Origin of the sequence: Pseudomonas lundensis (assembly GCF_015377145.2) — a bacterium.
GTDB classification, from domain to species: Bacteria; Pseudomonadota; Gammaproteobacteria; order Pseudomonadales; family Pseudomonadaceae; genus Aquipseudomonas; species Aquipseudomonas lundensis.
Genome location: NZ_CP062158.2, coordinates 2,711,735 through 2,729,365 on the forward strand (window position 1 = coordinate 2,711,735; position 17,631 = coordinate 2,729,365).

Annotated in this window: 14 protein-coding genes and 1 riboswitch; of the genes, 7 read left to right on the forward strand and 7 right to left on the reverse strand. The window is 62.2% G+C overall.

What is annotated here, in order from left to right; all coding sequences use genetic code 11:
• The first annotated feature begins 29 nt into the window (after positions 1–29).
• From IF654_RS12590 to IF654_RS12605, 4 genes are read left to right on the forward strand one after another with little or no spacing between them, the layout of a single operon-like run.
• A complete protein-coding gene (locus tag IF654_RS12590; protein WP_047280748.1) occupies positions 30–776 on the forward strand; it encodes a hypothetical protein in 747 nt (248 codons plus the stop codon).
• 60 nt (positions 777–836) lie between these two features.
• Entirely contained in the window at positions 837–1,517 is a 681-nt protein-coding gene (locus IF654_RS12595; protein WP_094987680.1) for a C39 family peptidase, read from the forward strand.
• 47 nt (positions 1,518–1,564) lie between these two features.
• Positions 1,565–2,311, forward strand: coding sequence for a hypothetical protein (locus IF654_RS12600; RefSeq protein ID WP_047274351.1), 747 nt, complete (start codon positions 1,565–1,567; stop codon positions 2,309–2,311).
• Positions 2,312–2,357: 46 nt separating this feature from the next.
• Complete coding sequence (locus tag IF654_RS12605) at positions 2,358–3,644, forward strand: transporter (RefSeq protein WP_047274349.1); 1,287 nt, start codon at positions 2,358–2,360, stop codon at positions 3,642–3,644.
• 49 nt (positions 3,645–3,693) lie between these two features.
• Here the strand turns inward: IF654_RS12605 and IF654_RS12610 are convergent, their stop codons facing one another.
• Positions 3,694–5,019, reverse strand: coding sequence for a sigma-54 dependent transcriptional regulator (locus tag IF654_RS12610; protein ID WP_047276572.1), 1,326 nt, complete (start codon positions 5,017–5,019; stop codon positions 3,694–3,696).
• A 344-nt stretch (positions 5,020–5,363) separates the two neighbouring features.
• Here IF654_RS12610 and IF654_RS12615 point away from each other — a divergent pair, with 344 nt between their 5' ends.
• Complete coding sequence (locus IF654_RS12615; RefSeq protein WP_047274621.1) at positions 5,364–5,630, forward strand: hypothetical protein; 267 nt, start codon at positions 5,364–5,366, stop codon at positions 5,628–5,630.
• An 83-nt stretch (positions 5,631–5,713) separates the two neighbouring features.
• Here IF654_RS12615 and IF654_RS12620 read toward each other — a convergent pair whose 3' ends face one another.
• The 6 genes from IF654_RS12620 to IF654_RS12645 all read right to left on the reverse strand — a co-directional run bounded on the left by IF654_RS12620 (position 5,714) and on the right by IF654_RS12645 (position 15,673).
• The gene (locus IF654_RS12620; protein ID WP_252190500.1) at positions 5,714–6,277 is read right to left on the reverse strand and encodes a vWA domain-containing protein; all 564 of its coding nucleotides are present in this window, start codon (positions 6,275–6,277) and stop codon (positions 5,714–5,716) included.
• Between the two features lie 101 nt (positions 6,278–6,378).
• Positions 6,379–7,386 carry a magnesium chelatase ATPase subunit I gene (locus tag IF654_RS12625; protein ID WP_047282821.1) on the reverse strand — a complete coding sequence of 336 codons (1,008 nt, stop codon included), beginning with the start codon at positions 7,384–7,386 and terminating at the stop codon, positions 6,379–6,381.
• Between the two features lie 13 nt (positions 7,387–7,399).
• Complete coding sequence (gene cobN, locus IF654_RS12630) at positions 7,400–11,170, reverse strand: cobaltochelatase subunit CobN (RefSeq protein ID WP_194862397.1); 3,771 nt, start codon at positions 11,168–11,170, stop codon at positions 7,400–7,402.
• A 3-nt stretch (positions 11,171–11,173) separates the two neighbouring features.
• Positions 11,174–12,241, reverse strand: coding sequence for a cobalamin biosynthesis protein CobW (gene cobW / locus IF654_RS12635; protein ID WP_047274624.1), 1,068 nt, complete (start codon positions 12,239–12,241; stop codon positions 11,174–11,176).
• A 92-nt stretch (positions 12,242–12,333) separates the two neighbouring features.
• A riboswitch (cobalamin riboswitch) is annotated at positions 12,334–12,533 on the reverse strand.
• Positions 12,534–12,577: 44 nt separating this feature from the next.
• Positions 12,578–14,158 (reverse strand): amidase, encoded by a 1,581-nt coding sequence (locus tag IF654_RS12640; RefSeq protein ID WP_047274625.1) that lies wholly within the window; start codon positions 14,156–14,158, stop codon positions 12,578–12,580.
• Between the two features lie 42 nt (positions 14,159–14,200).
• Positions 14,201–15,673 carry a coniferyl aldehyde dehydrogenase gene (locus IF654_RS12645; RefSeq protein WP_269059450.1) on the reverse strand — a complete coding sequence of 491 codons (1,473 nt, stop codon included), beginning with the start codon at positions 15,671–15,673 and terminating at the stop codon, positions 14,201–14,203.
• A gap of 146 nt (positions 15,674–15,819) precedes the next feature.
• Here IF654_RS12645 and IF654_RS12650 point away from each other — a divergent pair, with 146 nt between their 5' ends.
• A complete protein-coding gene (locus tag IF654_RS12650; RefSeq protein ID WP_047274627.1) occupies positions 15,820–16,800 on the forward strand; it encodes a flavin reductase family protein in 981 nt (326 codons plus the stop codon).
• A gap of 50 nt (positions 16,801–16,850) precedes the next feature.
• Positions 16,851–17,624, forward strand: coding sequence for a glucose 1-dehydrogenase (locus IF654_RS12655; RefSeq protein WP_194862395.1), 774 nt, complete (start codon positions 16,851–16,853; stop codon positions 17,622–17,624).
• Positions 17,625–17,631 lie beyond the last annotated feature (7 nt).

Sequence of the window (17,631 nt, forward strand, 5' to 3'; positions counted from 1 at the left end):
ACATAACTGATGAAGCATGGAGAAACATCATGAAACCAACAATGGCTCTCAAACCACTGGTCTTCGCTCTGGCTGCACTGATGGCTGTGGCAGCACAAGCAGACAGTAATCGCCACCCCACCCCGACACCGGCAGCCACGAGTGGCGCCAGCGCCGTGATCGCTGATGTGCAGGTCAGTCATGACAACAACATCACCAATAACGGCACGCTCAACAGCGCAAAAGTCACTGACTCTGTGAAAAGCACCAACGGCAACGTCGGGGTCAACGTAGCGTCCGGCTCGGGTAACCAGCAGGACAACGCCGCCGCCATTGCCAGCAGTGACCAGAACTTTGTGCTCGGCACTGCGGCGGCCGTCGTGAGCGCCAGCCAGACCAACAGCTACAACAAAGTGAATAACCACGGCACGCAAAACGGCGCCACGCTCAACGACTCCATCCGAAACACCTCCGGCAACATTGGGGTGAACGTGTCCGCAGGCGACCTCAACCAACAGAAAAACAACCTGGCAATCGCCGTGTCCGGTGGCAACCTGGCCAGTGCGGCCGCTGGCACTGTACAAACCTCCAATAACCTGACGGTGGTCAATGACCTGAGCTCGGTCAGCACCCACACCCCTTGGCATCACCCCACCACCACCCGTGTGCCTGTGAGCAACAACTCGACCGTCAACGACTCGATCAAGTACACCTCCGGTAACGTGGGTGCCAACGTCTCGGCCGGGGTCGGCAATCAGCAGAACAACTCGATGGTTATCAGCAAAACCTCGATGTAACACGGCGGTTTAAAGGGCCTCTACAGCAGAGGCCCTTTCTTCATGTGAGGTGACTTCATCATGTTGCGGATCGCGCTCGCCCTGTTGTTAGGCCTGACCTGCGAGGTGCAGGCGGCCCGTATGCCGGTTGCGGCGTTGCCGGGCGGGAGCCTGGTGTTCAAGCCGGTACAGAGCATTCGCGAACGTCGCTTCAGCGATCTGGTGGAGCAAAAAACCGATTTCAGCTGCGGTGCCGCCGCGTTGGCCACCATTTTGCGTCAGGCTTATTGGCTGGACGTGGATGAAGACCACGTCATCAAAGGCATGCTGGTCAATGCCAACGAAGACCTGGTGCGTACCCAGGGCTTTTCGATGCTGGACATGAAGCACTACATCGAGAGCATCGGCATGCGCGCCCGGGGGTATCGCATCCCGGCCCAAAACCTGCGAGACATCAATGTCCCGGTGGTCGTGCTGTTGGACATACGGGGCTACAAGCATTTTGTGGTACTGCAACGGGCTCAAGACAACTGGGTGTACATCGGCGACCCCGTGTTGGGCCACAAGCGGTACAGCCAGGAAGATTTTGTTAAAGGCTGGAACGGTATTGTGTTTGCCGTCATTGGTCCCGGTTATGACAAGACCAATGCGCTGCGCACCCCTCCGGTTCCGCTCTCGGCCAAGAACACGCTGGATGCGTTCAGCCCGGTCAAAGATGCCGAGTTGCTGGACTTCGGCTTTATCCAGAGTGACTTTTTTTAACGGCACCTCATTCACCATGGCGGGCAGGACGCTCCCGGGAGCAGCACATGAACATCCACTATTGGCTGGCGCTAACTTGCCTTGCGACATGCCTGCACGTGCAGGCCGAAACGTCGTTTAAACCCATAGAGTTGAAAGATCAGGAACTGTCAGAGTTGCGCGGCCGTTTTGTCATGCCCGGTCGCATTATCAGTTTCGGTCTGGTCATGAGCAGCACCTGGACCAATGCTCAGGGCGCGACCATTGGGGCCAGTACCAGCCTGCACCTGCAAAACTCGGTCAAGCCGCAGTTTTATGTGTCCACCTATTCCCAACAAGGCACCCCGCAACAAGGCAAGCCCGACACCGGCACCGGCATTGTGCTGGGCGGTGCCGGCCTGGGCAGTGGTCAGGGCGTCGTCCAGAGCGTGCGGGCCGCGGGGGATAACAACAGCGCGCTCAACAATGTGGACATCAGCATCAGCCAATCCGGTCAAGCACCGGCGCTCACTCAACAAGGCAGTGTATTGACGGCCACTAATCCGGTTTCATTAAGCAACGCGGCAGGTAGCGTCAGTGTGGCGATAAACAATGGAGCCATTCAAATGGCTATAGCTGCCAACAACAATCAAGGCAACTCGTTACAGCAAATCGCTCAAGGTGGCGTGTTACAGAACACCACGTTATTGGGCGGCGGCAATGCCGTGAATAACATGACTCAATTGAATATGGTGCTGGGTAATAAACTGCCCAGTACCGAGGGACTTAATTCAAACCTCAACCAACTAAAAGCCCTTCGTGCGGCAGGATATTGAACTAGGCTGTTCCACTACTTAATGGACTACCCGGACGGCTTATTTCATGCATCGATCGTTTACCTTTCGCGCAGTTGTATGTATGAGCGCACTCCTTCCCTCCACCCTGCTACAGGCGGCTTCGGAGGTTGATGTAGAAACGTTGAAACAGGAATTAATGGAGCTGCGCCAGCGGTACGATCAACAACAAAAAGCCTTGGCGGTGCTTGAACAACGCGTCCGCCAAGTAGAAGAACAACCGGCGGTTCCGGCCCCCAAACGCTTGGTCAAGTCCCCGGCCGATCTCAAGCGCGGGCAAACGGTGGCCCAATCCGGCGGCGCTGCAGGCGGCACCGGCAGTTCGTACGGTCAGTCGCTCAAAGACGATTCTGAACCCGCGCAAAGTGTGACCAACCTGTACGACGAAGCCAGCGGCTTCTTCGGCGGCGGCAAGTTCAGTGTCGAAACCGGGATCACCTATTCGCGCTATGACACCCGCCAGTTAACCCTCAACGGCTTTCTGGCCCTGGACTCCATCCTGCTGGGCAACCTGAACCTGGACCGGATTAAAGCCGATAACTGGACCTTGGACCTGACGGCACGCTACAACCTCGACAATCGCTGGCAATTCGATGTCAACGTGCCCGTGGTGTACCGCGAATCAACCTACCAGTCCGGTGGCGCCAACGGCGGCGATGCGTCGGCAGCGTCCGACAAAACCGTCACCCGCGATCCGACCATTGGCGACGTTAACGTCGGCGTTGCCTACAAGTTCCTCGACGAATCGCCCAACACCCCGGACGCCGTCTTCTCGGTCAGGGTCAAGGCACCGACCGGCAAGGACCCTTTCGGCATCAAGCTGGTCACCGACGGGCAGAACAACAACATCATTTACCCCGAAAGTTTGCCCACCGGGAATGGGGTGTGGTCCATCACGCCGGGCATTTCGCTGGTCAAGACCTTCGATCCGGCGGTGCTGTTCGGCTCGCTTTCCTACACCTACAACCTGGAAGACTCATTCAGTGACATCGGCTCCACGGCCGGTCAGTCACAACCCGGCAGCGTCAAGCTGGGCGACAGCTACCAGATTGGTGCGGGCGTGGCCTTTGCGCTGAACGAGAAAATGAGCATGTCGTTCTCGGTGTCTGACCTGATCCAGAGCAAGAGCAAAATCAAATACAAGGGCCAGGACTGGCAAACCCTGACCACCAGCGACGCCAACGCCGGCTACTTCAACGTGGGCATGACCATTGCGGCCACCGACAACCTGACCATCGTGCCCAACCTCTCGATTGGTCTGACCGAAGATGCGCCGGATTTCACGTTCAGCCTCAAATTCCCGTACTACTTCTAACGCCAGGTGCGCAAAAGGCCCGCTGTGGGTGAACACGGCGGGCCTGCCCCTAGCGGATTTGATGCTTGTGTAACAAACGGTAAAACGTCGGTCGCGACACACCCAGCACTTTGGCTGCCAGGCTGAGGTTGTTGCTGTGGCGCTGTAACACGTCACACAACGCCTGCCGCTCAGCGCGGTCCTTGTAGTCTTCCAGTGTGCCCATGGCCAGGCTGGGCGCCTGTCGGGTCTCAAGCCCCAGATCACAGGGCTCAATCTGACGGCCTTCGGCCAATACCAGGCCGCGACGCACCCGGTTGGCCAGTTCACGCACATTGCCCGGCCAGTCGTGATTGCCCATGGCAACCAGTGCTTGCTCGCTGAAAGTCCGCGGTCGACGCCCGGTTTCCTGGCTGTAAAACCGTGCAAAGTGGTTGGCCAGCATGGCCATGTCACCGTGCCGCTCACGCAAGGGGGCGGTGAACACCTGCAACACGTTGAGCCGGTAATACAAATCTTCCCGAAACCGCCCGTTGATGATGGCGGCTTCCAGGTCCACATGGGTCGCCGCCAACACCCGCACATCCACGGGGATCGGCTGGCTGCCGCCCACGCGTTCGATGTGTTTCTCTTGTAAGAAGCGCAGCAAGTTTGCCTGGAGTTCAAGGGGCAGATCGCCAATTTCATCCAGAAACAACGTCCCGCCATGGGCGGCCTCTATGCGGCCGATCTTGCGTTGATGAGCCCCGGTGAACGCGCCTTTTTCATGACCAAACAGCTCCGACTGGATCAGGTGTTCCGGAATGGCGCCGCAGTTGATCGCGACAAAAGGCCGGGCGTGGCGCTGGGACTGGCGGTGCAGGGTCCGGGCCACCAGTTCCTTGCCCGTACCGCTCTCGCCCCGAATCAATACCGGCGATTCGGTGGGAGCCAGTTTGCCCAACAATTTGCGCAAGTCTCGGATGGCACGACTTTCCCCTAGCAACTCGTGCCCTGCGCTTTCAATCGGGTCGGTGCTGCGGCCTCGCAGGCGCGCCATGCCAAACGCCCGGCCCAGGGTCACCTGAACCCGCGACACATCGAAAGGCAGGGTATGGAAATCGAAAAACCACTCGCAGACAAAATCGCCGACGGTTTTCAATTGCAAGGTGTCAGGGCTGAGCACGGCAATCCACTCGGTGCCGCTGCGACTGATCATGTCTTTGACCGCTTCGGGTCGTTCCAGGTGAAAAGGTTGTAACCGGATAAGACCAACATCACATGAACGATCATTCACAGCGTCCAGCTCACAACTGTCCACTTCCCAGCCAATGTGACGCAGCCCGGGCACTATCTGATGACAATCATCACAAGGATCAACCACTAACAAACGGCGGGACACGGGCAATTCGAGCATGACTGTTCCTTGGCGCCAAAATATTAAAAGATTAGTAAAAACAGTAAGTTGAGGATATTGCTCCTAACGGTAGTCAACCTTTGAACGGCGCTTGTACTGTTTTCTTATAACCCTAATATCAAACGGAACTTTGCCCACTCATAGGCACAGACCTGCAACCTGAATCGCTGTTTTTGAACAGCAACAAAACCTTGATCCAGATCAGCCCCATGAAAACCCGTTAAAAAAAAACGCAAATGGGTGTGACCTGCGTGGGGGCATCGGTCATCAGTACAAGTAACCAACCGCACGGTATGCCCAGCCGACGGTTAATCACTTGATGGGCCTATTTGAGAGACGACCCTATGAACGCCCCGCTCCGTTTCAACGAAGCACTTTTGATTGCCGGCCACGCGTTTCAACCTTTCCAGTGCGTGGCTTGGGCTGCACAGGACGGCCATGGCGAACTGAGCCTGACCGTGATTGACCGCACCAGCACCCGTATTGGCCGTAAGCAGATCCCGCGCAGTGCCTGCGCCGACGCCAAACAGCTCGCCAGCCTGCTGGCACAAGCCCGCGCCGAGTTGAGCGAAGAAGGCTACGCGTTGCAGCCGTGGGTCATGCCGGCTTAATCCGCCTGATGCCGGTGTATCGCGCAACGAGGCTGTGACAGGGTGCCACCCCCGGCCACCCGATCGCAGCCTCGCGTTTTTAGCTACAGGGTTTGAAGTTCATCCAGATGCCGGTATTCGATGTGCAGATCGCTGGCGATTTGTCGGGCCCGACCCAGACGAATCGGTCCACGTTCCATGTCGACCAGCAGACCAGGGCATTCAAGTGCGTGTGACGTGCGCCATGCCTTGAGCCGACCGTCAGTGAGCAACAACACGCGTTGCTCCTCCAGCGGGAAGCGCCGCCGCCGGGCGTTGAGCCATTCACTGGCTTCGCCCACCGCTTCCAGCAACGGCGTACCGCCCCCCGCGCCCAAGCCTTCCAGCCACTGTTCCAGCCCTTTGGCCGCTTTGATGCCGCTGACGTGCCATTGCGGATTCAAACCGCTGGCGGTCATCACGGCCACCCGTGCCCGTTGCCGATAAGCATCCTCGAACACTTCGGCCAGCAAGCCTTTGGCATCCGTCAGCGCGTGATGACGCCGGGTCGAAGCCGAGGCATCGACGATCACCAGCCACAGCTGGGGCGCGGTGCCACGACGGGTTTTGAACGCCAGGTCCTTGCGTTGCCGGGGCCGTCCCTGCTGCAAGGTCTGGACCCAATCCACCGCCCCGCAAGGCGCCGGACGGCTGGCGCCCTGCTTGCCGCTGTCCAGGGTTCCCGGTCGGGGTCTGGCATCCGCCCCCCCGGTTGCACGAGGGCGGATGCCTAAGGCTTTTTTGGCCAGCTCGGCACTTCACGACGCGCGCCGGTTGTCTGCGGCTGAACCGGCAATTGCCCCCACAACCCCTGCCCGGCTTCGCTCGCCGTGGTGGGCGAAGGCGTGGGCGGTGGCGGTTGATCCGGCGTGGGGGCGTGCGGCGTCTGCTGGCGACGACGGTGGCGCAGGGCAAATTCGGCCACGGCGTCGATGTCCTGCACCTCGATACTGACGGCGCCACGCCACGCGGCATGGGCCCGGGCGGCACGCAGCCAGACCAGATCCGCGCGCAGGCCGTCCACGCCCGCTGCAAAGCAGCGTTCAGTGATGATCGTCAGCGAGGCATCATCCAGCGCAATAGCACCCAGCAACTCACGGGCGTGCTGACAACGCGCGCGCAAGGCCTCCTGACTGGCGCGCCAGTGCGCGCAGAACCCGTGTGGATCGGCATCAAAGTCCAGACGCCGACGAATGATTTCGCCGCGCTCGGCAGGCGCTGGCTGGCCGCTCATGGCGACGTTGAGACCGAAGCGGTCGAGCAATTGCGGACGCAGCTCACCCTCTTCAGGGTTCATGGTGCCTATCAAAACAAACCGGGCCGGGTGCCGGTGGGAAATACCGTCGCGCTCCACGACGTTGACGCCACTGGCGGCCACGTCCAGCAGCACGTCGACCAGATGGTCGGCCAGCAGGTTGACTTCGTCGACGTACAGCACGCCGCCATCCGCCTTGGCCAGTACGCCCGGCGAAAACTGCGCCTTGCCCTGCCCCAGAGCCGCGTCCAGATCGAGCGTGCCCACCAGCCGTTCTTCGGTGGCGCCCAGTGGCAAGGTGACAAATTGACCGCTGGCAAGCACATCCGCCAGCCCGCGTGCCAGGGTGGACTTGGCCATGCCGCGCGGGCCTTCAATCAACACCCCGCCGATTTTCGGGTCGATTGCCGTCAGGCACAGCGCCAGTTTCAAGTCCTCGGCGCCCACGACCGCAGACAGCGGGAAGTGAGGGGTATCAGTCATGTCAGTGTCCACATCAGTCTTCTTCAATGTCCAGCAGCAGGTTTTCCAGTGCATCCCGGTACTCGCCGGGCTCGCTCCACAAGCCGCGTTGCTGGGCTTCCAGCAGCCGCTCAGTCATGTCGCGCAAGGCATGGGGGTTGTGTTGCTGCACAAATTGCCGGGTGTCCGGGTCCAGCAAATAGGCGTCGGCCAGCAAGGCATATTGATGGTCGTCGATCAGGTGCGTGGTGGCGTCGAACGCGAACAGGTTGTCCAGGGTCGCGGCCATTTCAAACGCGCCTTTATAGCCATGTCGCTTGACGCCCTCAATCCACTTCGGATTCGCCGCACGGGAACGGACCACCCGGTTCAGTTCTTCCTTCAGGGTACGAATCTTCGGCAGATCCGGCTGGCTATGATCGCCGTGGTAACTGGCGACCTGCCCGCCGCTCAGGCTTTCGACGGCCGCGAGCATGCCCCCCTGGAATTGGTAATAGTCGTTGGAGTCGAGTACGTCGTGCTCGCGGTTGTCCTGGTTCTGCACCACCGCTTGCAACTGGCTCAGGCGCTGGGCGAACGGGCCGCGGGCCGCCGTGCCTTCATCGGCCTCGCCGTAGGCATACCCGCCCCAATTTAAATAGACCTCGGCCAGATCATCGCGGCTCTGCCACAAACGCCCGTCAATGGCGTTCTGTACCCCGGCGCCATAAGCGCCGGGCTTGGTACCGAACACCCGCCAGCCTGCCTGGCGGGCCGCCAGTTCCGGGCTCAGCCCCTCACGCTCGAGCTGTTGACGCTCGTTGCGCACCCTGGCCGCCAGCGGGTTCAGGTCATCCGGTTCGTCCAGTGCTGCCACCGCTTGCACGGCCGCATCGAACAGGCGGATGAGGTTGGCGAATGCATCGCGGAAGAACCCCGACACCCGCAGCGTGACATCCACGCGCGGCCGATCCAGCAGGCTCACCGGGAGGATTTCAAAGTCGTCGACGCGCTGACTGCCGGTGGCCCACACCGGGCGCACGCCCATCAGCGCCATGGCTTGAGCGATGTCGTCACCGCCAGTACGCATGGTGGCCGTGCCCCACACCGATAAACCCAGCTGACGCAGGTGATCGCCGTGGTCCTGCAAGTGGCGTTCGAGGATCAGGTTGGCCGATTGAAAGCCGATGCGCCACGCCGTGGTTGTCGGCAGATTGCGCACATCCACCGAGAAAAAGTTGCGCCCGGTGGGCAACACATCCAGCCGTCCGCGACTCGGCGCCCCGCTGGGCCCGGCAGGCACGAAGCGGCCGTTGAGCGCGTCGAGCAAGCCCTGCATCTCGGCGGGGCCGCAGGCGTCGAGCCGTGGTGCAACCTCCTGCAGCAAGGCGTCAAACATGCTCCGCACCTCGGCCCATTGATCGTCTGGCGGCAAGGACAAGGTGCCGTCCAGCGCCTGCTCGATCAGCCCGGCGGCATACAGTTCAAGGCGCTCGCGGGTGTCGCCGGCCGTGCGCCACAGGGCATCGCTGACCGCCGACAGAGGCGCCGGGCGCCGCGCGGTCCAGGGTTCGGCCAACGCACAGTCAAGCGGGTCAAAACCCAGACCGAAAGCCTTGGACAGTGCCCGTAGCACACTGGACTGCGCACCGCGCCCGTCGCCCCGGGGGATGCGCAACAGCGCCAGCAGCGTGTCAATGCGTAAACGGCCTGTGGGCGATTCGCCAAAAATATGCAGCCCGTCGCGTATTTGCGACTCTTTCAAGTCGCACAGGTAGGTGTCCAGTCGCGGCAGCCAGATGGCCGCATCCGCGTCGCTGTCGAGCTGTTCGTCCAGCTCCAGTTCGCGGTCGATATGGGTTTCACGCACCAGTTTGAGAATGTCGCGCTGCAATTCGCGCGCCCGGCGCGGGTCCAGCAACTGCGCTTCGTAATACTCGTCCGCCAGCAGTTCAAGGTCGCGCAGCGGGCCATAGGTTTCGGCGCGAGTCAACGGCGGCATGAGGTGGTCGATAATCACCGCCTGGGTCCGGCGCTTGGCCTGCGCGCCTTCACCCGGATCGTTGACGATGAACGGGTAGACATTGGGCAGCGGGCCCAGCAACGCATCGGGCCAGCACTCATCAGACAGCCCCACGCCTTTGCCCGGCAACCACTCCAGATTGCCGTGCTTGCCCACGTGCACCACGGCATGCGCACCGTAGGTGTGGCGCAACCAGAAGTAAAACGCCAGATAGCCATGGGGCGGCACCAGATCCGGGTCGTGGTACACCGCGCTGGCGTCCACCTGATAACCACGGGCGGGTTGAATGCCGACAAAAGTCAGGCCAAAGCGCAGGCCAGCGATCATCAGCCGGCCGTCGCGAAACATCGGGTCATTTTCCGGCCGCCCCCACCGCGCCAGCACTGCCTGCTGGTTGGCGTGCGGCAACGCACGGAACTGCTCGGCGTACTCGTCCAGCCCCAGGCTTTGGTGGCAAGGGCGCAGGTCAAGGCTTTCCAGGTCATTGCTCACGCCGCCCAGCAGCGCTTGAATCAACGCCGTGCCGGACGCTGGCAGTTCGGCGTCCAGCGGATAACCCTGTTGCTTCAAAGCCCGCAGGATATTCAACGCCGCGGCCGGGGTGTCCAGCCCGACCCCGTTGCCGATGCGCCCGTCACGGGTCGGGTAATTGGCAAGGATCAACGCGATGCGCTTGTGCGGGTTCGGCACGCGGGCCAGCTCAACCCAGCGGCGCGCCAGTTGTGCGACAAAGTCCATGCGCTCGGGCTGAGCGCGATAACACACCACATCCGACTGGCTGCGCTCACTGCGCCAGGCCAGATCCTTGAAGCTGATGGGGCGGCTGATGATGCGCCCGTCCAGCTCCGGCAGCGCAATGTGCATTGCCAGATCTCGGGGGCCCAGCCCTTGTTCACTGTCACGCCAGCCGGGTTCGTTGTCCTGGGCGCAAATCGCCTGAATCACCGGGATGTTGCGCCGGAACGGCCGCACGTGCGGTGCCTCCGGGCTGGACTGGGCGAAGCCGGTGGTGTTGAGAATGACCCCGGCGTCCACCTCATCGAGCAGGTCTTGCACCACCGCCAGACACCCCGGTTCCTTGAGGCTGGCCACGGCAATCGGTAACGGATTGATCCCGGCCGCTTGCAGGCGCTGGCAAAACACATCCACAAAGCCGGTGTTGGCCGCTTGCAAATGCGAGCGATAAAACAGCAACGCGGCCACGGGAAAATCGGGCTGCCATTGGGCCTGCCAGTCGCTGAGCTGCGGGCTGGCGTGTACCGGGTGATAAATCGCGGTACGCGGCAGGGCCTGCGGCTCGCCCCAGGGGTAAGCGCGCCCCAGCCATTGGCCTGCGAGGCAGTTGAACAGTTGCAGCGCGTTGTGCCGCCCGCCCTGACGCAAAAAGTGCCACAACCGTTCGGCCTGTTCGGCCGGCACGGTGCTCAGCGCGCTGAGTTCAGGGTCGGGACGATCGTCGCCGGGCACCAGGATCAGGGTCACGCCGCGCTCGGCCAATTGCATCAGTTGTTCGATGCCATAGCGCCAATAGCCAATCCCGCCATGCAACGACAGCAGAATGACCTTGGCGTGTTGCAGCACCTGGTCGACATACAGGTCGACCGAGGCATGATTCTGAACCTGCATCGGATTAGCCAGACGCAGGCTCGGGTAATCGTCGGGCAATTGCTGCGCCGCTTCGGCCAGCAAAGCCAGGCTGGAGTCGCCGCTGCACAGGATCACCAGCTCGGCGGGGGTTTGCCCCAGGTCGGCAATGTTGTCGTCCGATACAAAGCCACCGGGCTGGGTCCTGAGCAAATGCATGGCTTAAGCGCTCAGCGCAGTGCGCAGGGTGGATTCCAGCAGCGCGGCGTCCAGGTCCTGACCAATCAGTACCAACCGGGTGACGCGGTTTTCATCCGCCGCCCAGGCACGGTCGAAATGTTTGTCAAAACGGGTGCCCACACCCTGAATCAACAGGCGCATCGGTTTGCCCGGAATCGCGGCGAAACCCTTGACCCGCAGAATGCCGTGGCGGATCACCAACTGCGTCAGGGCTTCGAGCAGCACGCGCTCTTCGGCCTGGGGCAGCTCAATGGAGATGGAGTCGAACGCGTCGTGATCGTGGTCGTCATGGTCATCGCCTTCATGGTGATGATCGTGATGGCTGTGGCGGCTGTCGATGTGCGCTTCCGAGCCGTTACCCAGCCCCAGCAACACGTCGAGCGGCAAACGGCCGCTGCTGGCTTCGATGACTTTGACCGCAGGCGGCAGTTCTTCTGCCACTTCCAGACGCACCTTGGCGAGGTCTTCAGGGCTGATCAGGTCGGCTTTATTGAGAATGACCAGGTCGGCGCTGGCCAGTTGGTCGGCGAACAGCTCATGCAGCGGCGATTCGTGGTCCAGGTTCGGGTCGAGTTTGCGCTGGGCATCCACCTGGTCCGGGAACGCGGCAAAGGTGCCCGCGGCCACGGCCGGGCTATCGACCACAGTAATCACGGCGTCTACGGTGCAGGCGCTGCGGATTTCAGGCCACTGAAAGGCTTGGACCAGCGGCTTTGGCAGCGCCAGGCCGGAGGTTTCGATCAGGATGTGGTCGATGTCGCCACGGCGCGCCACCAACTCGCGCATCACCGGGAAGAACTCTTCCTGAACGGTGCAGCACAGGCAGCCGTTGGCCAGTTCATACACGCGGCCATTGGCTTCTTCTTCGGTACACCCGATAGAGCACTGCTTGAGGATTTCGCCATCAATGCCCAGCTCGCCGAACTCATTAACGATAACGGCAATGCGACGGCCCTGCGCGTTGTCCAGCATGTGACGCAGCAAGGTGGTTTTGCCCGAACCGAGGAAGCCGGTGACGATGGTGACGGGGGTTTTGGCCAGTGTTTTCATCGGATGCCCTTTGGCAAAGCGGCGGGCATACGGGACGAGGCCGCACACGCTGCACGGCCGTATTCGCCACCGGATCACCCCGCCCGGTTGAAGTAAAAAACGCTCACGAGGCAGGTCTCCTGGCTTACGGCTGACAGCAGCCGGAGGGCTGCGTCTTTCCTTGCGCCTTCCCGCTCCCTGGAGCAGTGGCCTTGCAAGGCAATTGACCGTTTACAGTTGCGGGGGCAGCCGCGGCATACCGCGTTCCCTTCTTAGCTTCGCGTGGCGAAGAACCTCGAACGCGCAAGGCTACGCAGTGCGTTGTAACAGGTCAATGTCAAGACGCGGGCGGGTGGATCAAAGGGTCGGCAATTTGGCCCACGGGTGCGCCTGTTCCAGCTGCGCACTCAGGCGCAGCAGCACATCTTCCCCGCCCATCGGGGCGGTGAGCATCATGCCAATCGGCATGCCGGTGTCACTCATGCCCACGGGCAGCGAGATGGCGGGCTGCCCGCTGACATTGGCCAGCACGGTAAACCCGGCGCTGCCCATGGCGTTGTGGGCGTAACTGTCCCAAGGCTGGTCGAGGCTCAGCAGCCCCAGTTTCGGGGTGACGTTGGCCGTGACCGGGGACAGGATCACGTCGAGCTGGCGGAACTGGTCTTCCATGTAGCCGCCAATCGACTCAAACGACTGGCGAGCGCGATACAACGCTTCGCCCGTGACTTTTTGCGCGTTGCCCAACACCACTTGCGTAATGCGTTCCAGGTCCTCAGGCGTGGCACTGCGGCCCAGCGCTTGCTCACGGTCACGCACCAAGGTCAACAGCGCGTCACCGATCACCGCGCCATGGGCTCCAAACAATTGCCGCGGATCGACCTGCAAACGCACAGGCTCCACGTCGTGCCCCAGCGCCGACAACCGCTGAGCGGTCGCGTCGAGTACCCGCGCCACTTCAGGGTCCAGCGGCGCACCGGTCAGCGATTCGCGCACCAGCCCCACGCGCAAACGTCCCGGCGCGGCCTGCAACTCGTCCACGTAGGGCCGTGCCAGCGGTTTGGTCCAATACGGGCTCCCGGCTTCATGGCCCTGCCCGGCATCCAGAAACAGCGCCATGTCCCGCACATTTCGCGATACCACATTGCCGACGCTGGCCCCGAACCAGCCTTCGAACTTGCCGGGGCCGCTGGGCGTACGGTAACGGCCCGGCTTGAGGCCCACCAGCCCGCAATAAGAGGCCGGGATGCGAATTGAACCGCCACCGTCCGTGGCATGGGCGACGGGCACAATCCCGGCCGCCACGGCTGCGGCCGCACCGCCGGAGGACCCCCCGGCACTCATGGCCAGATTCCACGGGTTGCAGGTTTGCCCCCACAGCAGGGATTCGGTGGTCGTGGTCAAGCCGAACTCCGGGCAGGTGGTCTTGCCGAACGGCACCGCCCCCGCGGCTTGATAACGGGCAATCAGGGTACTGGTATGCGGCGCGGCAGCGGCATCTTTGAACAGACGGCAGCCATGGGTGGTGGGCGTGCCTTGCAGGTAGGTATTGAGGTCCTTGATCAGAATCGGCACCCCGGCCAGGCTGCCGGAGGTTGACGTGGCGCTGGCCTCACGCGCTTTGAGCAACGCCTGCGCGTAGTCGTCATGGCGCAGGTTGACCGCCTTGACCCTGGGGTTGACGGCATCGCAACGGGCCATGGCCGCTGCCAGCAATGCCTGCGGGCTGACCTCGCCCTGACGCACGGCCTGCGCCATGCGCCAGGCGTCCATCTGCACATAATCGGCCTGGGACAACGCCGGGCTGTCAGCCGCCTGGGCAAAGCGCCCCAGCAACCCGGCCCCCACTGCCACGGCCCCGGCCTTGAGTACGTGGCGGCGCGGCCAGCCGACAGCGGTTGGCAGTTCGTCAGTGAGCACAGGCGTCTCTTGCACAGTCATTCTCCGAATTTATTGTTGTTTTCAGGGCCGAGCGCGCGACCATCAATCGGCCGTGACCATCGATTGCATCGTCGGCAAAAAGTGCTCGCCATAGGGCGGCAACAAGCCCCACTCGCGACGCGGATCATGGGCAGGCGCCTTGAACACCGTGCGCATGTGGCTGAATTCGAGAAAACCCTCGCGGCCGTGATAATGCCCCATGCCGGACGCGCCAATGCCACCGAAAGGCGCATCGTGCAGGGCGGCGTGCATCATCACGTCATTGATCGTCACCCCGCCGGAATGGGTGTGTTGCAGCACGTAGCGCTGTTCCTCTTCGTTTTGGCCGAAGTAATACAAGGCCAATGGCCGCTCACGGCTGTGAATGTCGGCCAGCGCCTCGTCGAGCTGCGCGTACGGCAGCACCACCAGCGCCGGGCCAAAGATTTCTTCGTGCAGGATCTGGCTGTCGCGGGGTGGATTGACCACCACCTGCAACGGCCGTCGGCGCTGCTGCTCATCCACTGCCAACGGCTGCGGATAGCTTTCGATGCGGGCGCCGCGATCTCGGGCGTCCTGCACGTAGCCTTCGACCCGCTGCAAGTGCCGGGCGTTAATCACCGCCACCACGTCCGGATTGTCTTCGATGCGCGAGAACAGCTCACCGTAAGCGGTGCGCAGCGCTCCCAGAAAATCGTCCAGCAGCCCCTGCGGCACGTACACCACATCGGGGTTGATGCAAATCTGCCCGCCGTTATTGGCCTTGGCGGCGGCAATGCTGAACGCCGCTTTGGCCAGATCGGCGGTACGCGAGATGATCACCGGCGATTTACCGCCCAACTCCAGCGTCAGCGGCACCAGATTCAAGGCTGCGTTGCGCATCACCGAGCGCGCCACAGCCGTACTGCCGGTGAACACCAGATGATCGAACGGCTGCGAGGTGAAGACCTGCGCCAGCTCGGCATCCCCGTTGACCACCGCCACTTCAAGGGGATCGAACAGCTCGGCAAACGCTTGCGCCACCACGGCGGCGGTGCGCGGCACCACCTCGGACGGTTTGAGAATGGCCCGATTACCCGCCGCCAGCACACACGCCAACGGGCTGAGCAAGGTAAAGAGTGGCGCATTCCAAGTGCCGATGATGCCGACGCTGCCCTTGGGCTGGTGCATGACCCACGCCTTGGCGCCCAACTGGTCATAGGGTGAAAACACCTCGCGCGGCTCGTCTTGCATCCAGTGCTCAAGGTGGTCGCGGGCGTATTTGAGGGAGGCCAGCGAACCGATCACGTCGTTCATCAGCGAGAACCCTTGCGGGCGCCCGCCAAAGTCCGCGTCCATGGCGTCCACCAGCGGCTGCTGATAACGCACCAGCAACTCGATCACCCGTTGCAGGCGTTCGCGACGCTGTTGGGCGCTGACCGGGCCATGGGCGACAAACGCGGATTTTTGTGCCTGTAGCACCTGCGGCAGTTGCTCGGGAGTGATCTGAGTGCACGTCATGGGCGAGTCCTGTGAAAGAGGCTGCGGGTGGGTCAATGCCTCGGAAACTAGCCAATCGGGGCGCCCGACGCCTCGTCCGATCGGACGATAATCGGCCGCCTTCGTTAGTCCGTTGAGACGATGTAGCCCGTGGCCTGGCGGCGAATACTGCACGTACGAAAATTCAATCCATGAGGTTCGTCATGGCAATGCAAAGCAGCTTCGACCCGCAGGCATTCCGCACGGCGCTGGGCACGTTCACCACCGGGGTGACGATCATCACCACCCAGGCCCAAGACGGCTCGCCCATCGGTATTACCGCCAACAGCTTCAACTCAGTCTCGCTCAACCCGCCATTGGTGTTGTGGAGCCTGGCCAAGACCGCGCGCAGCCTGCCGGTCTTTACCAGCGGCAAACACTGGAATGTGCACGTGCTCTCCACCGAGCAGGAGCCGCTGTCAGGTCGTTTTGCCATGCAGGGCGAGAACAAGTTCGCGGAAATCCAGCTCGACAACGGCATCAGCGAGGCACCGCTGTTACAGGACTGCACCGCACGTTTTCAGTGCCGCACCGCGTTCCAGTACGAAGGCGGCGACCACGTGATTTTTGTCGGTGAAGTGCTCGCCTTCGATCACAGCGACCGCGCACCGCTGGCGTTCCAGAGCGGGCAGTACGCGCTGGCGACGCGCAAACCGCGCAGTGAACTGCGCCTGGCCACCACCCCGCCGCCCCCCGAGTGCAGCTACACCGAAGATTTGCTCGGGTACTTGCTCGGCCGTGCGCACTACCAATTGCTGGATGCGCTGCACCGCTTGCTGAGCAATCAGCAACTGGACGAGCACGCGTTTTTCATCCTCTCGGTGCTGTGCATCCGCGACAACCTGAGCCTGTCGGAGATCAACACCTTCGTCAGCTACACCGGCCACGTCGTGACGGCCGCCAGCATGCGTTTTCTGGAGAAACAAAACCTGGTGGCCGTCGAGGGCAGTCACCAGGCGCCGCGTTATGTGCTGACCGCCACGGGCCGCGAGACCTCGTTGCAACAATTGGCGCTGGCCAAGGCGGTCGAAGAAAACCTGTCGGCCAAACTCGGCCCCGGCGACGCGCAAGCCCTGAAGGTGCTGCTCAAGCGCCTGATTGCCGCCAGCGATCCCGGCCTGCCCGACCTGTGGGCGCCACGCTGAGTCGTGTGCAGAATGCACAGGCCTTCGGATAACAAAAACAAGGGATATTCATGGACATCATTCAACGCTTTACCCTCACTGGCAGCGTGGCCGTCATCACCGGCGGCGGGCGTGGTATCGGCCGCGCCATTGCGCTGGCCTATGCCCAGGCAGGTGCCGACGTGGTACTGGCGGCTCGCACCCTGAGCGATGTCGAAGCCGTGGCCGACGCCGTGCGCGACCTGGGGCGACGCGCCCTGGCCGTGCAGTGCGACGTGAATGACGCCGAACAACGCGCCGCCCTGATCACCCAGGCGCGCGAGCACATGGGCCGCATCACCCATCTGGTCAACAACGCCGGAGGCGCCGGCCCCAATGACCCGTTGACCCTGACCGTTGAGCGCTTCGAAGAGATCATGCGTTTCAACGTGTCCTCGGCGTACCACTTGACTCAGCTGTGCGTGCCGCACATGCGCGACGCGGGCGGCGGCAACATCATCAACATCACCTCCGGTGCTGCCCGTTACGCGCAAACCCAGTTCAGCGCCTATGGCACCGCCAAAGCCGCCCTGAGCCATATGACGCGCTTGCTGGCACAGGATTTCGCGCCGCAGGTGCGGGTCAACGCGATTGCACCGGGGCCAATCCTCACCGATGCCCTGAACCGCGTGCTGCCAGTGCCCATGCGCGAAAGCATGATCAAGGCCACCCCGCTGCACAGCCTCGGCGAACCTGACGACATTGCCGCCGCTGCGCTGTACCTCGCCTCCCCGGCCTCGCGCTGGGTCACCGGGAAAATCCTTGAAGTGGACGGCGGCGCCGAATCGAGCGTGTGGCCGGGCTGAGCCCGCC